Raw genomic sequence first — 19,025 nt, 5'->3', positions numbered from 1 at the left:
CATCATGTGCCGTTGTTTTTTTATTATGCCGACTTTCGTTGTTGGAGTAAAAAGAGGGCAAGTCCTAGTAAAATGACGAATATGCCAATCCCTTGTTGCACGGAAATCATTTCATCTAAAATAAAATAAGCTAAAATACATGTGCCAATTGTTTCTCCTAAAATACTCATAGAGATGACTGTCGTACTTAGCCATTTTAATAGCCAATTAAATACCGTTTGCCCAAAAATCGTTGCAATTACAGCCAGTCCTAATAGGGACCACCATGTGGATGCGGGGTAGTCGAAAAACGGTTCCTGCATAAAGAGCGCATAAATGGCTAAAAAGATTGAGCTACTGCCATATCCGATAATCGAATAGGTGATAAGTGATAAATCCTTCCGTACAGATTGCCCGATGAAAAAGTAGGCTGTAATAATGCCAGCCGCAATAAAAGCTAGAATATCGCCATAAAGAGCTTGTCCACTAATTTGAAAATCCTGCCAGCCGATAATGAAACAGCCAATGATCGCTACCAAACAGCCAACAATAGCGCCTTTTGAAAAACGCTCTTTAAATAAAAAATAGCTACCTATTAAAGAGAATAATGGCTGTAACGTGACAATAACTGTGGAACTGGCCACTGATGTGTAGTTTAAGGATTCGAACCATAAAACATAATGACAGGACAAAAATAGACCTGATAGAATGCCCAGTCCCCACTGTTTTTTAGACAGGTTAACTAGTTCTTGTCGTAGCCCCTTTTGAGCTACTAAAAAGGGAAGGAGTACAAGCATCGCAAAAAATAGTCGATAAAAAGCCGTAATAGCCGGCGGGGCATCAGCAAGCTTCACAAAAATAGCTGATGTAGATAAAGCAAATACTGCTAAAAACAATGAGATGTAATAAAACATGATGTACTCCTATGTATTTACAAGATTAATAATATCAAACCTATTATAGTGCAGTCTGCTTGAATAATATAGGCTTTTTAAAATATTCGCATAAACAGCAATTTGAGCTATCGATTACTTAGTTACTTCTTTTCAAGCAAGGATTCTACGACCTGCTTTAATTGCAGTATAGAAGAATGCTTATGGTTTTCCTTTTTATAAATGAAGACAGTCTCAATGACCTTGTTAAGTGTCTCCATTTCATAAAAGTGCAGGTCCGGACATGGATAGAGTGCTAGTAACCTCGTATTTAACACGGCCAATGTATGCTCGATTTCTAGAAAATCAAGAATACTACTTACGGATTTAATTTCCTTCATCGTAAAAGGGACTTCTTTGTGAGTAAGCCATTCAGCTAATGCCTTCGAATACATACAGCCTTTACTTAAGACTAGGAGTGTCACAGGCGTTTGCTGGTCAAAATCGATGACATGTGAAGGACTCGAAATGACTTCGAAGGTTTCTGTTGTCATTAAATCATAGTGTAAATCAGCATAATGCTTCAATGGATTACTCGTTAATGCACAGTCTAGCTCCGCCTGATGTACTTTGTGATTTAAGGATGTACTCGATTCGACCGTGAAATCCACGTCGATAGGACTATGACCGGTTTGTAGCGCATTCATGATGGACGCACCATATAATTTAATCGTCGTATGGGAGGTTCCAAATTGAATATGTGCTTGCGTAAATCCAACCGTTTGTAAAAATTCATCATATTGTTGGGCCACCTGCTTTAAAAAGTGTAAATAGTGGTCACCGACGTCTGTTAGCTTTAAGCCTTGAGGTGTTCGTTTAAAGATTTCCTGTCCAATTTCACTTTCCATCTTCTTTACCTTCGAGGTTAGAGCCGATTGTGTATAGTTGGTGATTTCGGCAGATTTACTTAAATTTTGCCTTTCTAATAGCTCAATTTTGATGGCAATGTCGTCAATGTTCATGTTATTTGTCACACACCTATTAAATTTTTTGATAGCCGCTATCATTTTCCTCCATTTTACGAATGCTAGCTGTCAACGTAAACTCAAGATATCTAAATGATACTGCACAAATAAAGCGGTATATAGCTATGGAGGATTTACATGCATACCTATTACAAATGGATCATTTTACTGGTGGCTACGCTTTCGCAAACGGCTTCAACCTTTGTCACATACGGGATGGGGCCCGTCGCCGCCTTTTATCAAATGGAATGGCACTTAACGTCATTCCAAACAGGATTAATTGTTTCTGCCGTGAATATTGGACCGATTTTCTCGATGCTTTTCTTTGGCTATCTCATGGATAAAAAAGGAGAAAAACGGCTGATTGGATGGGGCTCTATTTTACTGGGCCTCTGTACGTTCCTCTTAATTCCTGTGAATCATTATACGACATTGCTAGTCGTATTAATAGTTGTTGGTTTTTGGTACGGTAGTGCCCAAACAGGAGGTAGTACAGCCATCGTAAAATGGTTTCCTAACGAGCATCGAGGTTTAGCGATTGGAATTCGCCAAACGGGAATTCCCATCGGAGGGGCTCTCGCTTCCTTCATACTTACCTATTTATATCATCACATCCATCTGACAGCTGTGCATGGGGCACAAGGTTTCGTAGCAATCGGTGGCGGTTTATTATTTTTATTGATGTATCAGGAGCCAAAACAGCATAAATCTTCTGTAGCAACACCGATACCGTTTAAAGAAAAGATGAAGGCTATCAAAGACAATCGAGCACTCTATCCCATTTTTTTTGTGGGCATTGTGATGATGTCCTTACAGATGATCCTCATCGCCCATTTGATGAGTTATTTACATCAGGAGGGTGGCTATTCATTAACAGCAGCAGGGAAGTATTTGAGTTTGGTCTTGCTTGGAGGGATGGTAGGAAGAATTGCTCTTGCATGGCTGAGTGACCGATACTTTGCTCAGAAGCGCGAGCACTTACTAATCATCGTTATGCTTGCCACATTTGTAATGGTCGCTTGTATGCCTGTTGTTTTACATGCTAAGAGCTTAATGATTTTATTTTGCTGTGTAATGGGCTTTTTCGCCCTTGGCTGGTATTCCTTATATATAGCGAGTGTAACGGAGCAGTCCGATCCTCAATCTGTGGGGCTTACTGTGAGTGCCGCTTTAACGATCAATCAATTCTTTATTGTTTTGGCTCCGTCTATCTACGGTTTACTCGTTTCCATATTTTCAAGTCATCAGATGGCATTGGATATAGTAGCTATGATGGTTATTGTGGGAGCGTTTTATTTATCGAGAACAACCAATAGTAGCCTCTTATCACAAAGTTCGGTAAAATAATGGAAAAATAGGAAATGGGTGTGTTGCGGATGGGTAGCTCAATTTGGATTCATGCAGCAGTAGAAAATGTATGGCAAGCAGTAACCGAGGAGCAATACCTCTCTCAATGGTATGCGCCAGGCTCTACTTGGAACATCCCTAAACTAGCTGCAGGAGAAAAGATGATCTTTACTTTAATGCCTAATGACCATAATCAGCTAGCAGATCCATTGCCAATGCAGTTAACGATTCAGCAGGTCAAAAAACAGGAGATTTTTTCATTTTACTTGGAAGTTCCAGAAACGGTCATCGCTATATCGTTAGCAGTAAAGGACAATGGCACAACAGTTAGCTTCAATATGCAGGGCTATGATGCGCCTCTTGCTAATCTAAAAGCATTGCTAGAGGGTGGTGATTTTCCGCACTTATCGTAACGACTACGTCTCAGGTCTTAGATGAATTTCAAGCGCAAGGTCGTATTTTATATGTTCCACTCCTATATAATGAAATTATTGGTAGAATATATAGCGGGAGGAAATTAAATTGAAGAAATTAGTTGGGTTAGGTGTCGTATTGGGCACATCAGTTTTCGTCTTATCAGGGTGCTTTTCGTTTTTGCCGAGCAAAATGCAAGAAGAAACCATTTTAGTAGAAAAGGATAAAGCCAAGACATTAGAGGTAGCTATTGATTTAGGTGTCGGCGAAATGAATCTAACTGGTGGCGCCAAGGAGTGGGTTGAGGGCAAAGCGGACTATAATATTAAGAAGCTAGCCCCTCAAGTTAATTATGATGTAAGTGGCGATACAGGGGAAGTAGAAATAAAACATAAAGGCTCGACGAAGCTAGGCATCTCCAATATTAAAAATACTTGGGACATCCAATTAAATGACGATATCCCGATGGATTTGACGGTAGAAACTGGGGCTTCCTTAGCCAATCTTGATTTACAGGGACTGCAGCTAGAAAAACTAGATATTGAAGCGGGTGTTGGTGATCTCACTGTCAATTTAGGTGGCGATTGGAAAAAAAGCTTTAATGCAAGTATTGAAACTGGGGTAGGTCAAACGACAGTCATTGTCCCTTCAAAGGTTGGTGTCAAATTAACAACAGAAAAGGGCATAGGTTCATCCAATATTGAAGGTCTCATTTCGAAGGGCAAAGGTGTCTATGTCAATGAAGCATATGATAAGGCGGATGTTGTACTGGAAATCAAATCAGAAATAGGCTTAGGAGATATTACGTTTAAATTAGATAAATAAAGAAAATGCAGTAGACTACTAGTAAAGCGGTAGTCTACTTTTGTATGTTATAAGATGATGCTAAGCATTGAACAGGAAGCATTTGAACTTGAAATAGGTAAATGTATGATACTGCACAAACCGACGCTTACATTCTTTGAATTGGGTGCTTGTTTTATGTTAGTTTTAAGGAAGCAATTGTTTTGAAGGAGCGAGTCGATTGAAAACCTATACATATAAACAGCCAATGGAAATTGATTCTACAGAGGTGGTATCGATTTTAAATGAATCAGGAGAGACATCATCAACGGTTCAACGTGTTTATTCTAATGCTCTAAAAAAAGCATTTGATAAGACGATGGACTTCCGTTATTTTGTACGTTTTGACGTCCAAGATCATACTGGTCAGCCACTATTTACTTGTAAAAAGGTATCTCGACGTGGTCGTGTACATTTCCGAGGCAAGGATTTAGTGACGGGGAAGGACTATATGATTGCCTATGACGGTTGGCAAATAATGATTCCTGATTTAGTTATTACAGATGGAGAGCAGCAAATTAAGCTCAGTAAAGAAATGGAAGACTGGTCGATCTTTACATGGAATGAGGAGCCGATCGCACGTTGGCAAGCGACTTTCTGCGAAACCCATTTTGACATTACACTTCAAATTGAAGATAACAGTCCTATTCAGCATGAAGCCTTTTTTATTGCCATTGGACAGGCTGTATTATTTGTGGGAGCCTAACATTATGCTTATTCGGCATGATAAAATAGGGCACGCCAAGATTAGTGGCATATGTCATTCCATTATGCTATAAATACAACAAGAAGGTAGCCTTAAAGAGGCTACCTTCTATTATGATGAACGTGAAGAAAGGTTCTGATGTTGTGCTTACTATTTTACGGGCTAAAGAAATATACTTGAAAGGAAATGAACACGCGGTATTACTTTTACATTCCTTCACAAGCCATACAAGAGATATGAAGAAAGTGGCGACGAAGCTACACGAAAAGGGCTATACATGTTATGTACCTCTATACAGAGGACACGGCCAGAAGCCAGAACTGTTAGTACAGTACGAAGTTGAGGACTGGTGGCAGGATGTGTTGAAAGCGCACCAATTTTTGCTGGATGAAGGCTATCAAACAATTTCCGTTATCGGCTTATCCATCGGTGGTATATTTACATTGAAACTTGCACAATTAAAAAAGCTACAGCAAATCATTGTCTTATCGGTACCGATTAATAAGGAGCCAGCACAACTAAAACAAAGAATCATTGACTATGCTTATAATTATAAACATATCGAGGGTAAATCAGCGTCTCAAGTTACAGATGAGATGAAGCCGTTTAGTGATATGCCATTGGACGCGATGATTGCATTTCAGCATTTTATTATAGAAACGATGCAGCAGCTTGAGAAAATCACGATTCCAATTGCTATTTTCTACGGCAAAAGAGACGAGGACTTATACGCGTATAGTGCTGACACAATCTATCAGCGTGTTCATTCTGCTAGGAAACACAAAAGGGGCTTTGAAAACTCCAAGCATTTAATGACTTTAGGTCGTGAGCAGGATGAAATCCTTCAGGAAATCATGAGTTTTTTATAGTGAAGAGCTTACTGGTAGGGAGATTGACGACCAATAGTAAATTATGTTATCATTATCTCGAATTAGAGATAAATTAATTCGAGATATATAAATTCGTAACATATCTCAAGACAAACACAAGAATGTTTTCGCGATTTGACAAGCCCTAATTTAAAAATAGAAGAAAGATTAACACCAATTGAATAATAAACATTTTAGATGTAGGTCTAACTGTATATATCGCTAAAGAAAAATATACTATTTGATGGATTATTAGACCATTATTTGGGGTAATGAAAAAAGAAAAATGAGGGGTGTGTTAGGTATGGGTTACCGTGAGTATAGAGGAGAAGAGATAACAGTTTTTTTCGATAAAGACATGTGTCAGCATGCAGCTGAATGTGTAAAGGGCTTGCCAGAGGTGTTTAATGTTAAAGCAAAGCCTTGGATCGCACCGGATCAAGCAGCTGTCAAAAATGTAGTAGAAGTTATCAATCGATGTCCAAGTGGCGCATTAAAATATAAAAGATAAAAGGAGCATCATACCATGGAAATTAAACAAGGTCACCAATCATTTTATATCGGAAACGAGGATAATAGTGAAGCAGAGGTGCATTTTGTACGTGTAGGAGATAGTCGAATCATTCTCGACCATACACATGTAGCCGAACATCTAAGGGGCCAAAATGTTGGACAGCAATTGGTCAAAGCAGCTGTTGAATATGCGAAAAAAGAAAAACTACAAGTTATCCCATTATGTCCGTTCGCAAAAGCAGAGTTCGAAAAGCATCCAGAATATCAAGAACTAGTAGGCTAAATCAAATCGTCGCACCCCAAAACTTAGGGGTGCGTTTTTATTTTTCTCTTTCCAACTTAATTTTTTCAAGTTCCACTTCGAGCTCCTTTAGCTTGATGATGGACTCTTGCTTAATCTGATAAACCTTAATTAAACTAACAATCCCCATCAATAAAATAAACATCAGCATTAAAAATTGAAGATTTGACAAATCCTCACCTCACTTTTATTTCAATTATACACAATAAATACAATAATTTCCTGTTGTGCTAAATGATGAGTAATACAAAAACAAGAAACCAATTTAGTTTTTGATAATTATTTTACTAATTAATAGTAGGACTGCTAAAAATACTCTTTTCTTCTCACGAAACAAAGTAAGTATGCTGGGAGGAGTATGACTATTCGAAATAGAAGGTCTATAGAGTGACAAACATGAAGGAGTGATTGGATGCGATTAACGAAAGGAATTACCGGCTTTGATGCCGACCATTTAATCGAACAGGATATGCGCATGTTTCAATCGATGGTATATCATTTAGCAACAAGTGAACAGCGAGCGAAAGTACGACATTTTATCGATCAACCGCATTTTGTCTATATGCAAGCAGTAGTGGAATTAGATGGAAAGACGCTGACCATTCTTCACCATCGGTGGATGCCATATATTGCTTTTGCAAATTCGGATAAAGAACTTAGCTTTACCTTTTTATCGAGGCCTCAGCTTCACAAATATTTTCCTATGCGAAAATGTTTGGAAGCGGTAACGCTGAATACTTTACTGGAAAAGGACCGAGCCTTGCATAGTTTATCTCCTATGGAATGGAAGAACATTGCCTACTTCAAAAGTCAAACTATTGGAGATGTAATGTTTCATGCTTGGGATTGATTAGGACAAATTACTCATGTCGAAAGATGCTATCAAATACACAAAAAAGACTAAGTTATTTCTGGAAATATAGCAAAAATTCCTAAAGTCACCAATCTTTCTGTTAAAATGGTAGATTACTTTTTATGGAATAGATTCGGAAAATAAGGAGTTTTTGCACATGTCATTCAAAACAATTAGTAGAAGAATTGTTTTTTCCTTTAGCATTGTCATTACAATAATGGCGTTATATATCGTGTACAATTATTTTGCCATTCAGCAAAGTAACAATGCGACAGAACAAATGGTTTCGCAAGAATTACAATTATTGACTATAGATTACGAGCAAGCGCAAACCATTGATTTAAGAATAGCTGCGGCTAGAGGCTATATATTGTCTGGCAATGAAAAGTATAAAACTATTTTTCAAGATAATGTAGCGCGCGCGGCGAGTAATGAAAAACAGCGATTAGCCTTAACAAGCTCTGAAGATTTCAGCAAACTTGCAGAAATAGCGAAGGAATGGAATCGCTATATTGAACAACAAGTATTTGCTATTTATGAACAGGGCAACGCAAAGCTCGCTATCCAAAACATGACGAAAATGGATGCAACAGCAACGACCATTCGTGAAGGCTATGAAGATCTAGCCAAACAACGCAAGCAAGCTATTAATGAGGTAGGAGCCGACGTGATGGTTGCCGGCCAAAATAAGCAGCTAATTGGCATCGTCGTAGGTATACTCATCTTTGTCATTGCAATTATTGTTGAGTTACTGAGTGCTCGTGGTATATCAAGACCCATTATTACATTGACGGAGCGGCTGCAACAAATGACGAATGGCGATTTAAGCGGTCCCCCATTAAAGATTCAATCAAAAGATGAAGTGGGCCAACTCATGGCGGCAACCAATACGATGGCGGATATATTAAATCGCTTATTACAGCATATTCAAACGGTATCAAATGATGTAGCTACCCAGAGTGAGGAGCTATTGCAATCTACAACTGAAGTAAAGACAGGCACCGAGCAAATCGTCAATACGATGACAGAAATTGCAGGTGGAACGGAAGAGCTGGCCAGTCATACGACAGCTATTGCTACCTCCATGAACGATTTTGCTGGAAAAGTAACTGCCGTTCATCAAAGCAATAAAGACGTCCAGCACTATTCTCAGGATGTCAAAGCTTTAGCAAAAGAAGGACGTGATTTAATGTCCTCCTCTACGAAGCAGATGGGAGCAATTCAACGTATTGTGAAGGATGCGGTAGACCAGGTTGATGGATTAAGCAAGCAAACACAAGAAATTTCTAAGCTTGTCACTGTCATTCAATCCATTGCCTCACAAACGAATTTACTAGCATTGAATGCAGCGATTGAAGCAGCCCGAGCGGGAGAACAAGGAAAAGGGTTTGCTGTAGTTGCCGATGAGGTACGAAAGTTGGCTGAGCAAGTGTCATTTTCTGTAGGAGATATAACGAATATTGTGCGAAACATTCAGGATGATTCCAATAGAGTGACCGCTTCTCTTGAACAAGGCTATGGCGAAGTAGAGAAAGGGACAAGGCAAATTACGACTACTAATGCAACGTTTCATCATATTGCTGACGCAATAGAGGCCATTGCTACAAATATTGAACAAACGTCCTCCGAGCTAGATGATGTCGTTCACAATACTGACACGATTAATAAATCCGTAGACGAAATGGCTGCTATTTCTGAACAGTCAGCGGCAGGCATACAGGAAACATCAGCCACCATCGAACAGGCCGCTAGCTCTATGGAGGAAATTAAACATAGTTCCGAGTATTTAGCAGAGATGGCCGAGCAATTAAATAGTCTAATACGACGATTTAAACTGTAACGATATGTCCCTTAATTTCAAACTTCCATCACATTTACGCTGTATACTAATGTATTGGAAGGTGGAATCATTTTGAGAAAATATTTACTTTTATTACTAATGAGTACTTTATTCATGGCACCTGCTGCCTACGCCCATACGATGGATAAAAGTACACTATTTACGGATGTCCCTGAAACAACCTCAACTATTCAGGACATTATGGTGTTACATAGTATTGGGCTCCTTGGGTATAATGGCAAAGATATGGCCTTAAACCCAACTGACAACTTATCACGCAAAGATTTTGCAAGCTGGGTAGGTGGCTTCTTTGGACTTGAAGGAGCAACAGTGGATGAATTAGCACAAGCAGCACAAAAAGAAGAATACATTTCTTCCTTGGAGGGCGACCTTACATACAAGGAAATAAATACAGCACTTTTTCATCATAAACTCGAATTAGAGAACCCCGATGCAACAATGACCAAGGAGGAGTATATTGCCTTCTTAATGGAACATCTGGACTATGATATGGGCGGCCACACGCTTCTTCAAATGGGTGGTTATGCTGAAGGTCCAACTGGTACCATTGAAGATGTCGTGACAGGAGATGAAACGGGCATTATTATCAATGGTAAAACGTATATGCTGTCAGGCCACCCTCGCATTTTTGCGGAATCAACTGATGCTAAAAGCTGGGTAGGTCAACAGCTAGAACGTTCTATTTTTACAACAGCTGGCGATCACCATCATGGACATGGCGGCGATCAAGAAGGACAGGGTAATCATGAAGAAGGTCATGGAGATAGTCATGATGCCCAAACTTCGAATGTAGCCACACTTCAATATGTGCAAATCAGCTCTGCTCAGGTAGCTGAAGATGATACAAAAGAAGTACAAACATCCAATGCCACACCAAGAGAAAAGCAGCAAACTGATGAGACAACATCCTCTAACTCAAGCACTGTGTGGGTCATTGCCATCCTAGTAGTGCTGGCAGCTATCTTCGCCTTTGTTTTTGTGAAAAGAAGAAAATAATGGAAAGTAATAAGAACCAACAAGGATGCCCATTCTTTGTTGGTTTTTTCGATTTCATTTCAGGTATGGAAGCGTGCTGATGTGCCATTCCCTAGCATAAACCGTCATACAATCTTCAATCATCATAAGTGAATCCACGTAAATTCCAGTAATTTTACACAAAATTGAATAACTACAAGCCTGTTCGGTATATAAATAGGGTACGATCATTTTTAGGCTGAGGAGTGTGTAAATGGCAACACTTGTAGTAAAGAGAAGTATTATGCATCGGTACCAAAGCATTGGGCAGGCAATTGAAGAGGCTATGCCTGGGGATATGATAGAAATTCGAGATGGTATTTATGAGGAAAGCTTGGATATTTCCAAGCGGCTGACATTGTATGGAGTTGGCAATGTTACAATTAAAGGTGGTGTTTTTATTCGCTACCAGACCCATGTAGATATGCGCAATTTACGTTTTCGTCAAGGACAGGGGCTCTATGTGAAAGGAGATCTTCAGTTAGAAAATTGTATTATAGAGGAGCAATTGATTCGCACACAGATTATGGTCAGCTATGGTAGTTTACTGATGAAAAATTGTGCTGTGCTTGCTACATCGCTCAATCATTTTGGTCTGCGTGTTGCTAATGGTTCCAGTGTTATTCTCGTTGATACAACACTTGAGCATCATGTGAAAGCTCAAATTATTGCACAAAATTGTGAAATGACATTAAGCAATTGTCTGCTACTCGAAGGGAAAAAACATGGTATTTTTGCGATTCGCCATGTGAAGATGGTAATGGAGGATTGTGAAGTTCATGGTCATGAAAAGGAGCAAATTGTAGCGGCGTCTAGTGAGCTGGCAATCACCAATTGCCTTATTCACCAAGGACAGGGGGTTGGTATACAGCTTTTTGATGATACGATTTTACGTATGGATGGCTGTGAGATTAAGAATCATCATGACACGAATATGATTGTCCACCGTAGTGAGGTAATGGTATCTGATTCTATATTTTCAGATGGCCAAGGACTCGGGCTGTACCTGGGAGAAAAAACTGAAGCTCAATTCTACGATTGTCAGTTTAACCGTCATGTAAAAGCACAAATGCTGATAGAGAATAGCAAGGCAGAGTTTCGCAAATGCCATGTACGTAATGGAATGGCTGTTGGTATGACCATCGTAGATGAAGCTGATGTTTCGATGACCGAATGTCAAATCCAAAACCATCAGCAATTTCATATCATTGTGGATGCAAGTGGGCTACAGCTCCATCAAACGACTATTCAATTTGGGCAATCAGGTGGTATTTATGGCAATGAGCATGCCAAAATTATGCTTCACCATACAAACATTCGAGAGCTGGAAAAGCAACATGTATATTTGAACAATGCCCGTTTGTTTACTCAGCATTGTACGTTTGAACAAATGCAAAATAACGGGATTACGTGTATTGACGCCATTTTTGAAGTAGCCAACAGCCATTTCAAAGACTGCCAGGATAGCACGTATGCGATGATATGGTCTGATCGTTCAATGGGACGTATTGAACATTGCAAAGTAGGCGAAGCAGCACGCCCATTTTTAGCTCTGTCCAATCAATCTTTATTAGAAATACGTGATACAGATTTAAGTGCAGTGAAGGCTCCAGCGGTGGTACAGGAAAACAGTCAGTTATATGTGCAAAAGCATGTTCAGACAACAACTTGGCATCGAGACACAGCTTCAAGAGTATCACAAATAGAGATGGTTCAAACAAATGAAGAGAACCATATAAAAATGCTGAAAAATGATATTAAAAAAATAATTTAATAACCGATTATACAACTAAGACAAGTAGTTTCAATTTTGAAATTACTTTTTTTATGGCGGGCATCAGAAGGTTTCAACTTTATATTTATGGGTAAAGTAATATGTTTGTGTCAAAAACGATGAGATAAATAGGCAGCGAAAACTCTATAATTCGACAAACTGACTGATTATTTTTATAATGGTATAGACAACTTCTTTTCAATTACTGCAATTTTCCAAAAAAATAAGAAGTAAAATGGTATATTTTCTTGTAAATGTTATTTTTGGAATAATAAAGTTTGGAATTGATGTAAAAAAAATAGTAAGAAATTTTAGATAATAGATTGATTAGTTTCGGTGAATTAGCCTATAATTAGTAAAAATGGTTCATATATAAGATGATTATATGTTATTTGTGAAGTGTGTGTAATTTGTTTAAAATAATAATAAAAAGGAATGGGGGTGATAAGAGATGTTTGGGCTGACAAAAGAGGAAATTCTTTTAAAGTTAGAGGAAATTGAATTAGCAGAGAAGCATAAAAGTGCGATTGCTGATATCTTACAACTAAACAATATGCGCATAGAACAACAGCTTGCATTACTGATCCATTTAATAATCGATGAGCGCGAACGTAATATTTCTAACCATACATATTTAAATTAACCATATATATAGATGCAAAAATCACAAGTGCAGGATTCGAAGCACTTGTGATTTTTTTATCACATTTTTTATAATTTTTTTGTAAAACAAATGATTCGATTCGCTTCCGTAAACCCGAGCTGTAAATGTACTTGTAAACTTTCGGTATTGTCCCATTCACAATCACTTGCAAATTCTGAGCATCCCATATGCTTGGCCCATTGTTCACAATGTGCTACAAGCTGTCTAGCATAGCCTTGCTGTCGATAGTTATCCATGACGAATAATCCTTCTAAATAGCCGACTGGACTAGAGTCCGTACCCTCTACATAATCTGTTCTCAGCTGACATTGGGCAAAGCCAATCGCCTTGTCATGGTCGTAGGCTAAGAAAATAGCTGCATTGTCATCCTTCAATAAATGTGTCATGCTTTCAGTAAATTCCTCTACTGTATGATTAGGCCACAGCAATAAAGCTAATGTCGCAGCTGCCAGGGCATCCTGTTGCTCTGCTTGTTGAATCATTCAAAGTTCCTCCATCCTATTCATTCCGAAAACGAAACAAAAATCTTTTTTGTACGTACAAACTAGTAAGAGTTTCTGTCGTTGATGTGCTTTCTATCATTATATACAGGGTATACATGTAAAAAAAGGATAAAATCCACATCGATTTTGATGAGAGGGGAACCGATATGTCATTATTACAATCGTTAATTGAACAGGCAAAAAATCCAAAAGGATGGATGGGTTCATGGATGCTACGTATCATGAATATCACTCATCGTGGCATGAATAGTTGGTTTATCCGGCAAGGTGCCATCAATGATGGGGACCGTGTGTTAGATATTGGCTGTGGCGGAGGGAAAACACTCGGAATTTTATCGAAATTGAATCCCAATAGTATAATTTATGGGATTGATATTTCTGCACAGGCAGTAAAGGAATCCATCAAAATGAATGAAGCGAATGTCGCAAGTGGCAGCATCATTGTTAAGGAGGCAAGTGTGTCTCAAATTCCATATGAGGACCAATTCTTTGATGCAATCACAGCTTTTCAAACCCATTATTTTTGGCCATCATTGGAGCACGATGTTGGGGAAGTATGGAGGGTATTAAAAAATGGAGGAAAATTTATTGTCATTGCGGAGCTCTACAAAATGAATTACCATATGGAAGCATTCCAAACACCAGCAGCTATGAAGGATTTATTGAAAAAAACCGGTTTCCAAACGGTATATATAAGTGAAAAGACAAGTAAAGGATGGCTATGTATTACGGCCATAAAATAATATATAAGCATAGGAGGTTTTTCGATGAAAAGATGTTCGTGGGTCAAGCTAGATCAGCCGTTGTATGTAGATTATCATGACAAAGAATGGGGAGTACCCGTCTATGATGATCAGCATTTATTCGAAATGCTTTGTTTGGAGGGGGCACAGGCAGGACTTAGCTGGTGGACCATTTTACAAAAGCGAGAGGGCTATCGAGAGGCATTTGATCAATTCGAGGCTAAAAAAATTATCCTTTATTCAGAGGACAAGCTTTTGGCATTACAGCAAGACACACGTATTGTGCGCAATAAATTAAAAATCGCTAGCGTTGTGACGAATGCTAAAGCTTTTCTACAAATACAAGAAAAATATGGCTCGTTTTCTGAATATATTTGGGGATTTGTCGATCACCAACCAATTGTAAATGAATGGCCATCTATGGCAGAGGTACCAGTGACAACAGATCGTAGTGATCGGATGAGTAAGCAATTGAAGAAGGACGGCTTTAAATTTGTAGGAAGTACTATTTGTTATTCATTTATGCAGGCAGTTGGTATGGTCAATGATCATATAACGGATTGCTGCTGTCGACAACATGAGCTTGCGCATGAGCATTAAACATATCCAATCTCAGCTAGCCAAGCAAGCGACCATATTCCAGACGGGTGGCTTCCGTCCAACCCATGAGCTTTTAGAAAGTTGGATTGGCTATGTGGGATGGTCATTACTAGAGGAGGATCGACCCTCCAATTTTCAACCGCTTGCTACATTATTTTTGAAAGATTTGCCCTATGTTCCTCCTGCTTTACAGCCATTTCAATTGGTAACGCTATTTGTCCATGAGAATATTTTCGAACATCTCATGGAGGATGATTTGAGCAACTTTTTTAAAATAAGAGCCTACACCACTTTAGAAAACCTAGTACAGCGGGACTGGCAGCATGAGCGTATTCGAGCCTTTCCTCTGCAGGCAGAGCTTATTCACAATGATTATCCAGTATGGGATGGCGGGGGTATTCCTGCACAAATTGAAGAGGACATACTAAGATTGAAGCATGAAAAGGGTCTCAATTATTTTGACGATATCCTCGAAGATCTGTATCCGCAACACAAAATTGGTGGCTACCCGACCTTTTGTCAAAGTGGTTATGATTTTGGAGAAGACACACCTTTTGTCTTCCAGATTGCCTCAGATGCCAAGGCACAACTGAATATTGTGGATAATGGCAATTTTTATTTCTTTTATAATCCAAACGAACAGACATGGCGCGTCTATTGTGATTTTTATTAACATTCTTTAAGGCTTAGCCCAAAAATGTATTGTGATAGCAATCATGTATTGAATGAAAAATAAGCCTAGATACGCGCCTGACATTAGAAAAATAGGATTTAAGAAAACAGCGTGAATCGTTGTCATAAAGACCACATCCTCACGAATAATCTGCGCTATAGAAGTAGCGGCAATATAGCCAAAAAGAATAGCTGATACGACACCTAACGCATTGAAAACAAGGCGCATTTTATCACTTTTTTGCTGAAGATAGACCATGAGAGCAGGTATGACAATGATAGTAACCATTATGAAGACGTTCATCCACACACATCCTTTTTTCTCAGGATGCCCTTGTTAGCTGGTACATAAACCAAAAATATAGAGGAGGGGAATAAGGTGAGATGGCAAGATGGGGAGATGAAAAAAATAAAGAAGGTGAAGAAAATGGAGCATAAAACAGTCGTCAAGAATGGCATAGGCTTTGGTTCTGTTTTAGCGATTACGATTTCATGGAGTGTCCATCATTCCATCATATGGGCAAGCATCCATGGATGCTTTAGCTGGCTCTACGTCCTCTATTATGCATTTACTCGCTAAACTTTAAAGCATACCTATCAGCTAAGTATTTGTTTATTCCAAAAATTTTTGGGGTACAAACAAAGTAACGTTCATAAATATTGACTAACAAGCATAAATAACAAAGTGCTCTTTTTCAAGAGAACAAACTTCAGTATGAACGTAGAAGAAAGGTTGATAGCATGACACATCAAGTAACGGCATTAAGTAATGTGAATGGAAAAGCTACGGGAGTGGAAGGTATTTTACAAAATGTAGCATTTATTTTATCGACGTTTACGGTCTCTTGCCCGCAACGGGAATGGAGCATTCGGTCAGATATTCGTAAACTCTTCCAACGTATGAAAAAAATGAACACCAAACGTTTGATTGAGTGTATCCAGCGTTTTGAGCCTAGAGTAGTCGTAGTGGAAGTGGATTATTTGGGCGATGTTTATCGAGGAAAACTTGAGCCCATTGTGAAAGTAATTATTAATGAATAAGCCTATAAATTCTGCCAGGATTCAACCTGGCAGAAGATCAAATAAATAGTCCGTTTACATATATTAGAAAATATCAATTCCAGAATTCTTTAAGCAATTGTGCTTCTTCGTATTAGAATAATTTGTTGGCAATCTATGATAATCGGAGAAGCTCCTACATCTGCTACTTCTAAGAATGTAGCACAGCACGTTTTAGGATCTAGGCTAATGAAAAAGACATCAGCTAAGCTAAAACCACCTGCTAACACGACGTCTACAAGTGTGCCAATAGGCAGACATTCTAATTGATGGCAAATACAGCCTTTACATTCGTTTTTCTCACAGCAATCTTTCTCAGGGCATTTTTCTTCCTTGTGTTCGCATTTACATGTATGCTTACATTTTTTCTCACAGCACTTTTTTGCTTCGTCTTTTTGTTGACCCCAATTCATATAATGATTAAATCTACAATCTTGCATCTTTTAATCTCCTTTATGGTTAATTTTTAGTATTGGTCGCGCAACCCTTACACATCTAATCTATGAAAAATTAAATAGAGTTCTTGGTAATTTGCCCTTGGAATAGAAAAATGGAAACTTTGTCGTACATAACTAACCGTTTTTAGGGGGTAATACTAGATTTCTGCCTGTTAATATAAAGGTGAAAGGGAGCGAGTGTATGAAGAGAATACTACAAGGTTTCTTTTTACTGATGTTCGCTATAGTAGTGATATCATGGCTGATTGTAGAAAAACAGCCTTCACCAATAGCCGTAAGTTTCTCTCCTTCTCCGACCTATGCGGAAGAGTTTAGTGAAAAATTACAAGAGACTAATTTTACACAAAAGATTATACAAGCAGTACGAAAGGCAGGTTATTCACCAGATAGTACAGTAGGCTATTTGGTAGATTCCCCTAACCATCAAATCATCACCATCCAATTACACGATGGTAATGAAATAGAAAAAAGCACAGAAAGTGAGATTCAAACGATTATCCATGAGCTAGCCAAAGAAGAGAATATGGGAACATTTATAGTGAATGTTCAGCTATTAGAAACAAAATAAGGAAAGCGGGAGACACATATTGCATGTGTCTCTTTTGCATAGAAGGGGCATGTTATAATGGAATGAAGAGGTGAAGGTCTATGAAAATATTAGTTTTGGGTGCAACTGGACGTGTGGGAAGAAAAATTGTTGAGTTCGCGTTAAAAGATCAACACGAAGTAACGACATTTGTCCGTGATCCCCATAAATTACAGATGGACAATAAGAAATTACATATCTTTCAGGGAAATGTCTTAAATAAGAACGATCTCGAACAGGCTATGGTGAATGTGGATGTAGTAGTAAGTGCATTAAATACAGATGGGAATGATACTTTATCTACTAGTATTTTGCTCATACTTGAGGTTATGGAGCAACAAAAGATAAAGAGAATTATTACGATTGGCACTGCGGGTATTTTACAAAGTCGAGTGTCGCCAACAATTCTTCGTTATCAATCAACGGAATCCAAACGAAAATCTACGTTTGCTGCTAAGGAGCATCAGTACGTTTTTGAACAATTACACGTTTCCAATGTCGATTGGACGATTGTTTGTCCAACCTATTTACCAGATGGATCATTTACAGGAACCTATCGAGTGGAGCGTAATTTTTTACCTGAAGGCGGTAGTGAAATATCAGTAGCCGATACAGCCTACTTTGCCTACCAACAAATCTTTAGTAAGGAATTCGTTAAAACGCGAGTAGGGCTCGCCTATTAAAAGGAGGGTAAAAAATGAGAATCATTCACATGCTCATTGGCCTGCTCATTACATGTATTGGGCTTGCTCTGCTAAATACAACGATGGATGCTGCCATTCGAAATATGATGGTAAAAGTATATGGTATCCTTCTTCTGTCTATTGGGGTGTTTTATCTAAAAAAAATTGCGAAAATGGGGAAGTAATAGCTTTGTTAAGTAATGGATTCCTTCAATGGACAGGGTTTTAATAGGAATAGCGGATACTTATGCTTATAGGGTGAGAAAGTAAATGGATATTTTCCTTTTTATTGAAGGTTTGCTATACTTTATGTCGAATATATATCATTAAAGAGGTGATTGTATGGGCAAAGAGATATCAAACCACTATCAATATCCTGAACACCTAACCAATCAAGATGGAAACGAAAAGACAGAGCTATATGTCATAAAGATAACAAAGGAACAAGTGGATAGGTTGATAGAGGATATCGATCAAACTTTAAGGGCGTCTACCTGACGTCTTTTTTTATTATGGGTTTGCATCATTAAGAGTAAAGCTTAGTCCTGCCCCGAAGTAATCAATTCAGGAAAAAGTTCCCTCATTTATTGGTGAATCAAAACGTGCAGTTATTAGCTTTACTTTATAAAAAGTTATAAAATGGTAAAATATTAAATATTACATCAGAACGTTTAAAATGAAAAGAG

At 38.4% G+C, this 19,025-nt stretch carries 27 protein-coding genes; 21 read left to right on the top strand and 6 right to left on the bottom strand.

Translation table 11 applies throughout. The features are described 5' to 3' along the window. Positions 1 to 23 precede the first annotated feature (23 nt). Together AC3CH7_RS00925 and AC3CH7_RS00920 are read right to left on the bottom strand one after the other, a co-directional pair. Entirely contained in the window at positions 24 to 893 is an 870-nt protein-coding gene (locus tag AC3CH7_RS00925) for a DMT family transporter (RefSeq protein ID WP_012294100.1), read from the bottom strand. Positions 894 to 1,015: 122 nt separating this feature from the next. Then, on the bottom strand, positions 1,016 to 1,873 hold the full coding sequence (locus AC3CH7_RS00920; protein WP_012294101.1) for a LysR family transcriptional regulator: 858 nt from the start codon (positions 1,871 to 1,873) through the stop codon (positions 1,016 to 1,018). Positions 1,874 to 2,014: 141 nt separating this feature from the next. Between AC3CH7_RS00920 and AC3CH7_RS00915 the strand changes: the two genes are divergently transcribed. From AC3CH7_RS00915 to AC3CH7_RS00885, 7 genes are all read left to right on the top strand, one after another. Further along, entirely contained in the window at positions 2,015 to 3,223 is a 1,209-nt protein-coding gene (locus tag AC3CH7_RS00915; RefSeq protein WP_488381513.1) for an MFS transporter, read from the top strand. A gap of 29 nt (positions 3,224 to 3,252) precedes the next feature. Continuing rightward, entirely contained in the window at positions 3,253 to 3,636 is a 384-nt protein-coding gene (locus AC3CH7_RS00910; protein WP_012294103.1) for an SRPBCC domain-containing protein, read from the top strand. A gap of 109 nt (positions 3,637 to 3,745) precedes the next feature. Next, positions 3,746 to 4,462, top strand: a complete 717-nt coding sequence (locus AC3CH7_RS00905) for a toast rack family protein (RefSeq protein WP_036161404.1) — start codon at positions 3,746 to 3,748, stop codon at positions 4,460 to 4,462. A gap of 199 nt (positions 4,463 to 4,661) precedes the next feature. Continuing rightward, positions 4,662 to 5,186, top strand: a complete 525-nt coding sequence (locus tag AC3CH7_RS00900) for a tubby C-terminal domain-like protein (RefSeq protein ID WP_031419890.1) — start codon at positions 4,662 to 4,664, stop codon at positions 5,184 to 5,186. A gap of 113 nt (positions 5,187 to 5,299) precedes the next feature. Further along, positions 5,300 to 6,055: an alpha/beta hydrolase gene (locus AC3CH7_RS00895; protein ID WP_236249632.1), complete on the top strand. Its 756-nt coding sequence runs from the start codon at positions 5,300 to 5,302 to the stop codon at positions 6,053 to 6,055. A 304-nt stretch (positions 6,056 to 6,359) separates the two neighbouring features. After that, positions 6,360 to 6,566 carry a (4Fe-4S)-binding protein gene (locus AC3CH7_RS00890; protein WP_343225176.1) on the top strand — a complete coding sequence of 69 codons (207 nt, stop codon included), beginning with the start codon at positions 6,360 to 6,362 and terminating at the stop codon, positions 6,564 to 6,566. 15 nt (positions 6,567 to 6,581) lie between these two features. Continuing rightward, complete coding sequence (locus tag AC3CH7_RS00885; RefSeq protein ID WP_012294109.1) at positions 6,582 to 6,851, top strand: GNAT family N-acetyltransferase; 270 nt, start codon at positions 6,582 to 6,584, stop codon at positions 6,849 to 6,851. Between the two features lie 37 nt (positions 6,852 to 6,888). Here AC3CH7_RS00885 and AC3CH7_RS00880 read toward each other — a convergent pair whose 3' ends face one another. After that, positions 6,889 to 7,041, bottom strand: coding sequence for a hypothetical protein (locus AC3CH7_RS00880; protein ID WP_155273022.1), 153 nt, complete (start codon positions 7,039 to 7,041; stop codon positions 6,889 to 6,891). A gap of 240 nt (positions 7,042 to 7,281) precedes the next feature. Between AC3CH7_RS00880 and AC3CH7_RS00875 the strand changes: the two genes are divergently transcribed. The 5 genes from AC3CH7_RS00875 to AC3CH7_RS00855 all read left to right on the top strand — a co-directional run bounded on the left by AC3CH7_RS00875 (position 7,282) and on the right by AC3CH7_RS00855 (position 13,014). After that, on the top strand, positions 7,282 to 7,719 hold the full coding sequence (locus tag AC3CH7_RS00875) for a hypothetical protein (RefSeq protein WP_012294111.1): 438 nt from the start codon (positions 7,282 to 7,284) through the stop codon (positions 7,717 to 7,719). A 160-nt stretch (positions 7,720 to 7,879) separates the two neighbouring features. Further along, positions 7,880 to 9,562: a methyl-accepting chemotaxis protein gene (locus tag AC3CH7_RS00870; RefSeq protein ID WP_488381512.1), complete on the top strand. Its 1,683-nt coding sequence runs from the start codon at positions 7,880 to 7,882 to the stop codon at positions 9,560 to 9,562. 72 nt (positions 9,563 to 9,634) lie between these two features. After that, on the top strand, positions 9,635 to 10,579 hold the full coding sequence (locus tag AC3CH7_RS00865; RefSeq protein WP_198695747.1) for a hypothetical protein: 945 nt from the start codon (positions 9,635 to 9,637) through the stop codon (positions 10,577 to 10,579). 232 nt (positions 10,580 to 10,811) lie between these two features. After that, a complete protein-coding gene (locus AC3CH7_RS00860; RefSeq protein ID WP_197225004.1) occupies positions 10,812 to 12,371 on the top strand; it encodes a right-handed parallel beta-helix repeat-containing protein in 1,560 nt (519 codons plus the stop codon). Between the two features lie 451 nt (positions 12,372 to 12,822). Continuing rightward, a complete protein-coding gene (locus tag AC3CH7_RS00855) occupies positions 12,823 to 13,014 on the top strand; it encodes a hypothetical protein (RefSeq protein ID WP_012294117.1) in 192 nt (63 codons plus the stop codon). 68 nt (positions 13,015 to 13,082) lie between these two features. Here AC3CH7_RS00855 and aac(6') read toward each other — a convergent pair whose 3' ends face one another. Beyond that, entirely contained in the window at positions 13,083 to 13,517 is a 435-nt protein-coding gene (gene aac(6') / locus AC3CH7_RS00850; protein ID WP_012294118.1) for an aminoglycoside 6'-N-acetyltransferase, read from the bottom strand. 167 nt (positions 13,518 to 13,684) lie between these two features. Between aac(6') and AC3CH7_RS00845 the strand changes: the two genes are divergently transcribed. The 3 genes from AC3CH7_RS00845 to AC3CH7_RS00835 are packed head-to-tail and all read left to right on the top strand — an operon-like array spanning position 13,685 to position 15,554. Next, positions 13,685 to 14,281, top strand: a complete 597-nt coding sequence (locus AC3CH7_RS00845; protein WP_488381511.1) for a class I SAM-dependent methyltransferase — start codon at positions 13,685 to 13,687, stop codon at positions 14,279 to 14,281. Positions 14,282 to 14,305: 24 nt separating this feature from the next. After that, positions 14,306 to 14,881, top strand: a complete 576-nt coding sequence (locus AC3CH7_RS00840) for a DNA-3-methyladenine glycosylase I (protein WP_488381510.1) — start codon at positions 14,306 to 14,308, stop codon at positions 14,879 to 14,881. Next, positions 14,871 to 15,554: a DUF1963 domain-containing protein gene (locus AC3CH7_RS00835; protein ID WP_488381509.1), complete on the top strand. Its 684-nt coding sequence runs from the start codon at positions 14,871 to 14,873 to the stop codon at positions 15,552 to 15,554. Before AC3CH7_RS00840 ends, AC3CH7_RS00835 begins: the two co-directional genes overlap by 11 nt. A gap of 6 nt (positions 15,555 to 15,560) precedes the next feature. Here the strand turns inward: AC3CH7_RS00835 and AC3CH7_RS00830 are convergent, their stop codons facing one another. Continuing rightward, on the bottom strand, positions 15,561 to 15,857 hold the full coding sequence (locus AC3CH7_RS00830) for a hypothetical protein (RefSeq protein WP_031419903.1): 297 nt from the start codon (positions 15,855 to 15,857) through the stop codon (positions 15,561 to 15,563). 75 nt (positions 15,858 to 15,932) lie between these two features. On the opposite strand from AC3CH7_RS00830, the gene AC3CH7_RS00825 reads away from it, so the two are divergent. Beyond that, a complete protein-coding gene (locus AC3CH7_RS00825) occupies positions 15,933 to 16,133 on the top strand; it encodes a hypothetical protein (protein WP_289449085.1) in 201 nt (66 codons plus the stop codon). A 161-nt stretch (positions 16,134 to 16,294) separates the two neighbouring features. Beyond that, entirely contained in the window at positions 16,295 to 16,594 is a 300-nt protein-coding gene (locus tag AC3CH7_RS00820) for a hypothetical protein (RefSeq protein WP_012294124.1), read from the top strand. A gap of 89 nt (positions 16,595 to 16,683) precedes the next feature. On the opposite strand, the gene AC3CH7_RS00815 is transcribed toward AC3CH7_RS00820, so the two are convergent. Continuing rightward, positions 16,684 to 17,052: a hypothetical protein gene (locus AC3CH7_RS00815; protein ID WP_031419906.1), complete on the bottom strand. Its 369-nt coding sequence runs from the start codon at positions 17,050 to 17,052 to the stop codon at positions 16,684 to 16,686. 199 nt (positions 17,053 to 17,251) lie between these two features. Between AC3CH7_RS00815 and AC3CH7_RS00810 the strand changes: the two genes are divergently transcribed. From AC3CH7_RS00810 to AC3CH7_RS00795, 4 genes are all read left to right on the top strand, one after another. Next, positions 17,252 to 17,638 (top strand): hypothetical protein, encoded by a 387-nt coding sequence (locus AC3CH7_RS00810; protein WP_289449084.1) that lies wholly within the window; start codon positions 17,252 to 17,254, stop codon positions 17,636 to 17,638. 80 nt (positions 17,639 to 17,718) lie between these two features. Further along, positions 17,719 to 18,339 carry an NAD(P)-dependent oxidoreductase gene (locus tag AC3CH7_RS00805; protein WP_289449082.1) on the top strand — a complete coding sequence of 207 codons (621 nt, stop codon included), beginning with the start codon at positions 17,719 to 17,721 and terminating at the stop codon, positions 18,337 to 18,339. A 14-nt stretch (positions 18,340 to 18,353) separates the two neighbouring features. Continuing rightward, positions 18,354 to 18,524 (top strand): hypothetical protein, encoded by a 171-nt coding sequence (locus AC3CH7_RS00800; RefSeq protein WP_171821086.1) that lies wholly within the window; start codon positions 18,354 to 18,356, stop codon positions 18,522 to 18,524. 157 nt (positions 18,525 to 18,681) lie between these two features. Further along, on the top strand, positions 18,682 to 18,837 hold the full coding sequence (locus tag AC3CH7_RS00795; protein WP_012294129.1) for a hypothetical protein: 156 nt from the start codon (positions 18,682 to 18,684) through the stop codon (positions 18,835 to 18,837). Positions 18,838 to 19,025: the final 188 nt, after the last annotated feature.

The sequence above is a fragment of the Lysinibacillus sp. F12 genome (assembly GCF_057773605.1).
This window is presented reverse-complemented; position numbering and strand designations above follow the sequence as displayed.

Coding starts and splice junctions, on each gene's coding strand:
- AC3CH7_RS00925 (WP_012294100.1), bottom strand. CDS start 893: ATGTTTTATTACATCTCATTGTTTTTAGCAGTATTTGCTTTATCTACA.
- AC3CH7_RS00920 (WP_012294101.1), bottom strand. CDS start 1,873: ATGAACATTGACGACATTGCCATCAAAATTGAGCTATTAGAAAGGCAA.
- AC3CH7_RS00915 (WP_488381513.1), top strand. CDS start 2,015: ATGCATACCTATTACAAATGGATCATTTTACTGGTGGCTACGCTTTCG.
- AC3CH7_RS00910 (WP_012294103.1), top strand. CDS start 3,253: ATGGGTAGCTCAATTTGGATTCATGCAGCAGTAGAAAATGTATGGCAA.
- AC3CH7_RS00895 (WP_236249632.1), top strand. CDS start 5,300: ATGATGAACGTGAAGAAAGGTTCTGATGTTGTGCTTACTATTTTACGG.
- AC3CH7_RS00890 (WP_343225176.1), top strand. CDS start 6,360: ATGGGTTACCGTGAGTATAGAGGAGAAGAGATAACAGTTTTTTTCGAT.
- AC3CH7_RS00885 (WP_012294109.1), top strand. CDS start 6,582: ATGGAAATTAAACAAGGTCACCAATCATTTTATATCGGAAACGAGGAT.
- AC3CH7_RS00875 (WP_012294111.1), top strand. CDS start 7,282: ATGCGATTAACGAAAGGAATTACCGGCTTTGATGCCGACCATTTAATC.
- AC3CH7_RS00870 (WP_488381512.1), top strand. CDS start 7,880: ATGTCATTCAAAACAATTAGTAGAAGAATTGTTTTTTCCTTTAGCATT.
- AC3CH7_RS00860 (WP_197225004.1), top strand. CDS start 10,812: ATGGCAACACTTGTAGTAAAGAGAAGTATTATGCATCGGTACCAAAGC.
- AC3CH7_RS00855 (WP_012294117.1), top strand. CDS start 12,823: ATGTTTGGGCTGACAAAAGAGGAAATTCTTTTAAAGTTAGAGGAAATT.
- AC3CH7_RS00845 (WP_488381511.1), top strand. CDS start 13,685: ATGTCATTATTACAATCGTTAATTGAACAGGCAAAAAATCCAAAAGGA.
- AC3CH7_RS00840 (WP_488381510.1), top strand. CDS start 14,306: ATGAAAAGATGTTCGTGGGTCAAGCTAGATCAGCCGTTGTATGTAGAT.
- AC3CH7_RS00835 (WP_488381509.1), top strand. CDS start 14,871: ATGAGCATTAAACATATCCAATCTCAGCTAGCCAAGCAAGCGACCATA.
- AC3CH7_RS00830 (WP_031419903.1), bottom strand. CDS start 15,857: ATGAACGTCTTCATAATGGTTACTATCATTGTCATACCTGCTCTCATG.
- AC3CH7_RS00820 (WP_012294124.1), top strand. CDS start 16,295: ATGACACATCAAGTAACGGCATTAAGTAATGTGAATGGAAAAGCTACG.
- AC3CH7_RS00815 (WP_031419906.1), bottom strand. CDS start 17,052: ATGCAAGATTGTAGATTTAATCATTATATGAATTGGGGTCAACAAAAA.
- AC3CH7_RS00810 (WP_289449084.1), top strand. CDS start 17,252: ATGAAGAGAATACTACAAGGTTTCTTTTTACTGATGTTCGCTATAGTA.
- AC3CH7_RS00805 (WP_289449082.1), top strand. CDS start 17,719: ATGAAAATATTAGTTTTGGGTGCAACTGGACGTGTGGGAAGAAAAATT.
- AC3CH7_RS00800 (WP_171821086.1), top strand. CDS start 18,354: ATGAGAATCATTCACATGCTCATTGGCCTGCTCATTACATGTATTGGG.
- AC3CH7_RS00795 (WP_012294129.1), top strand. CDS start 18,682: ATGGGCAAAGAGATATCAAACCACTATCAATATCCTGAACACCTAACC.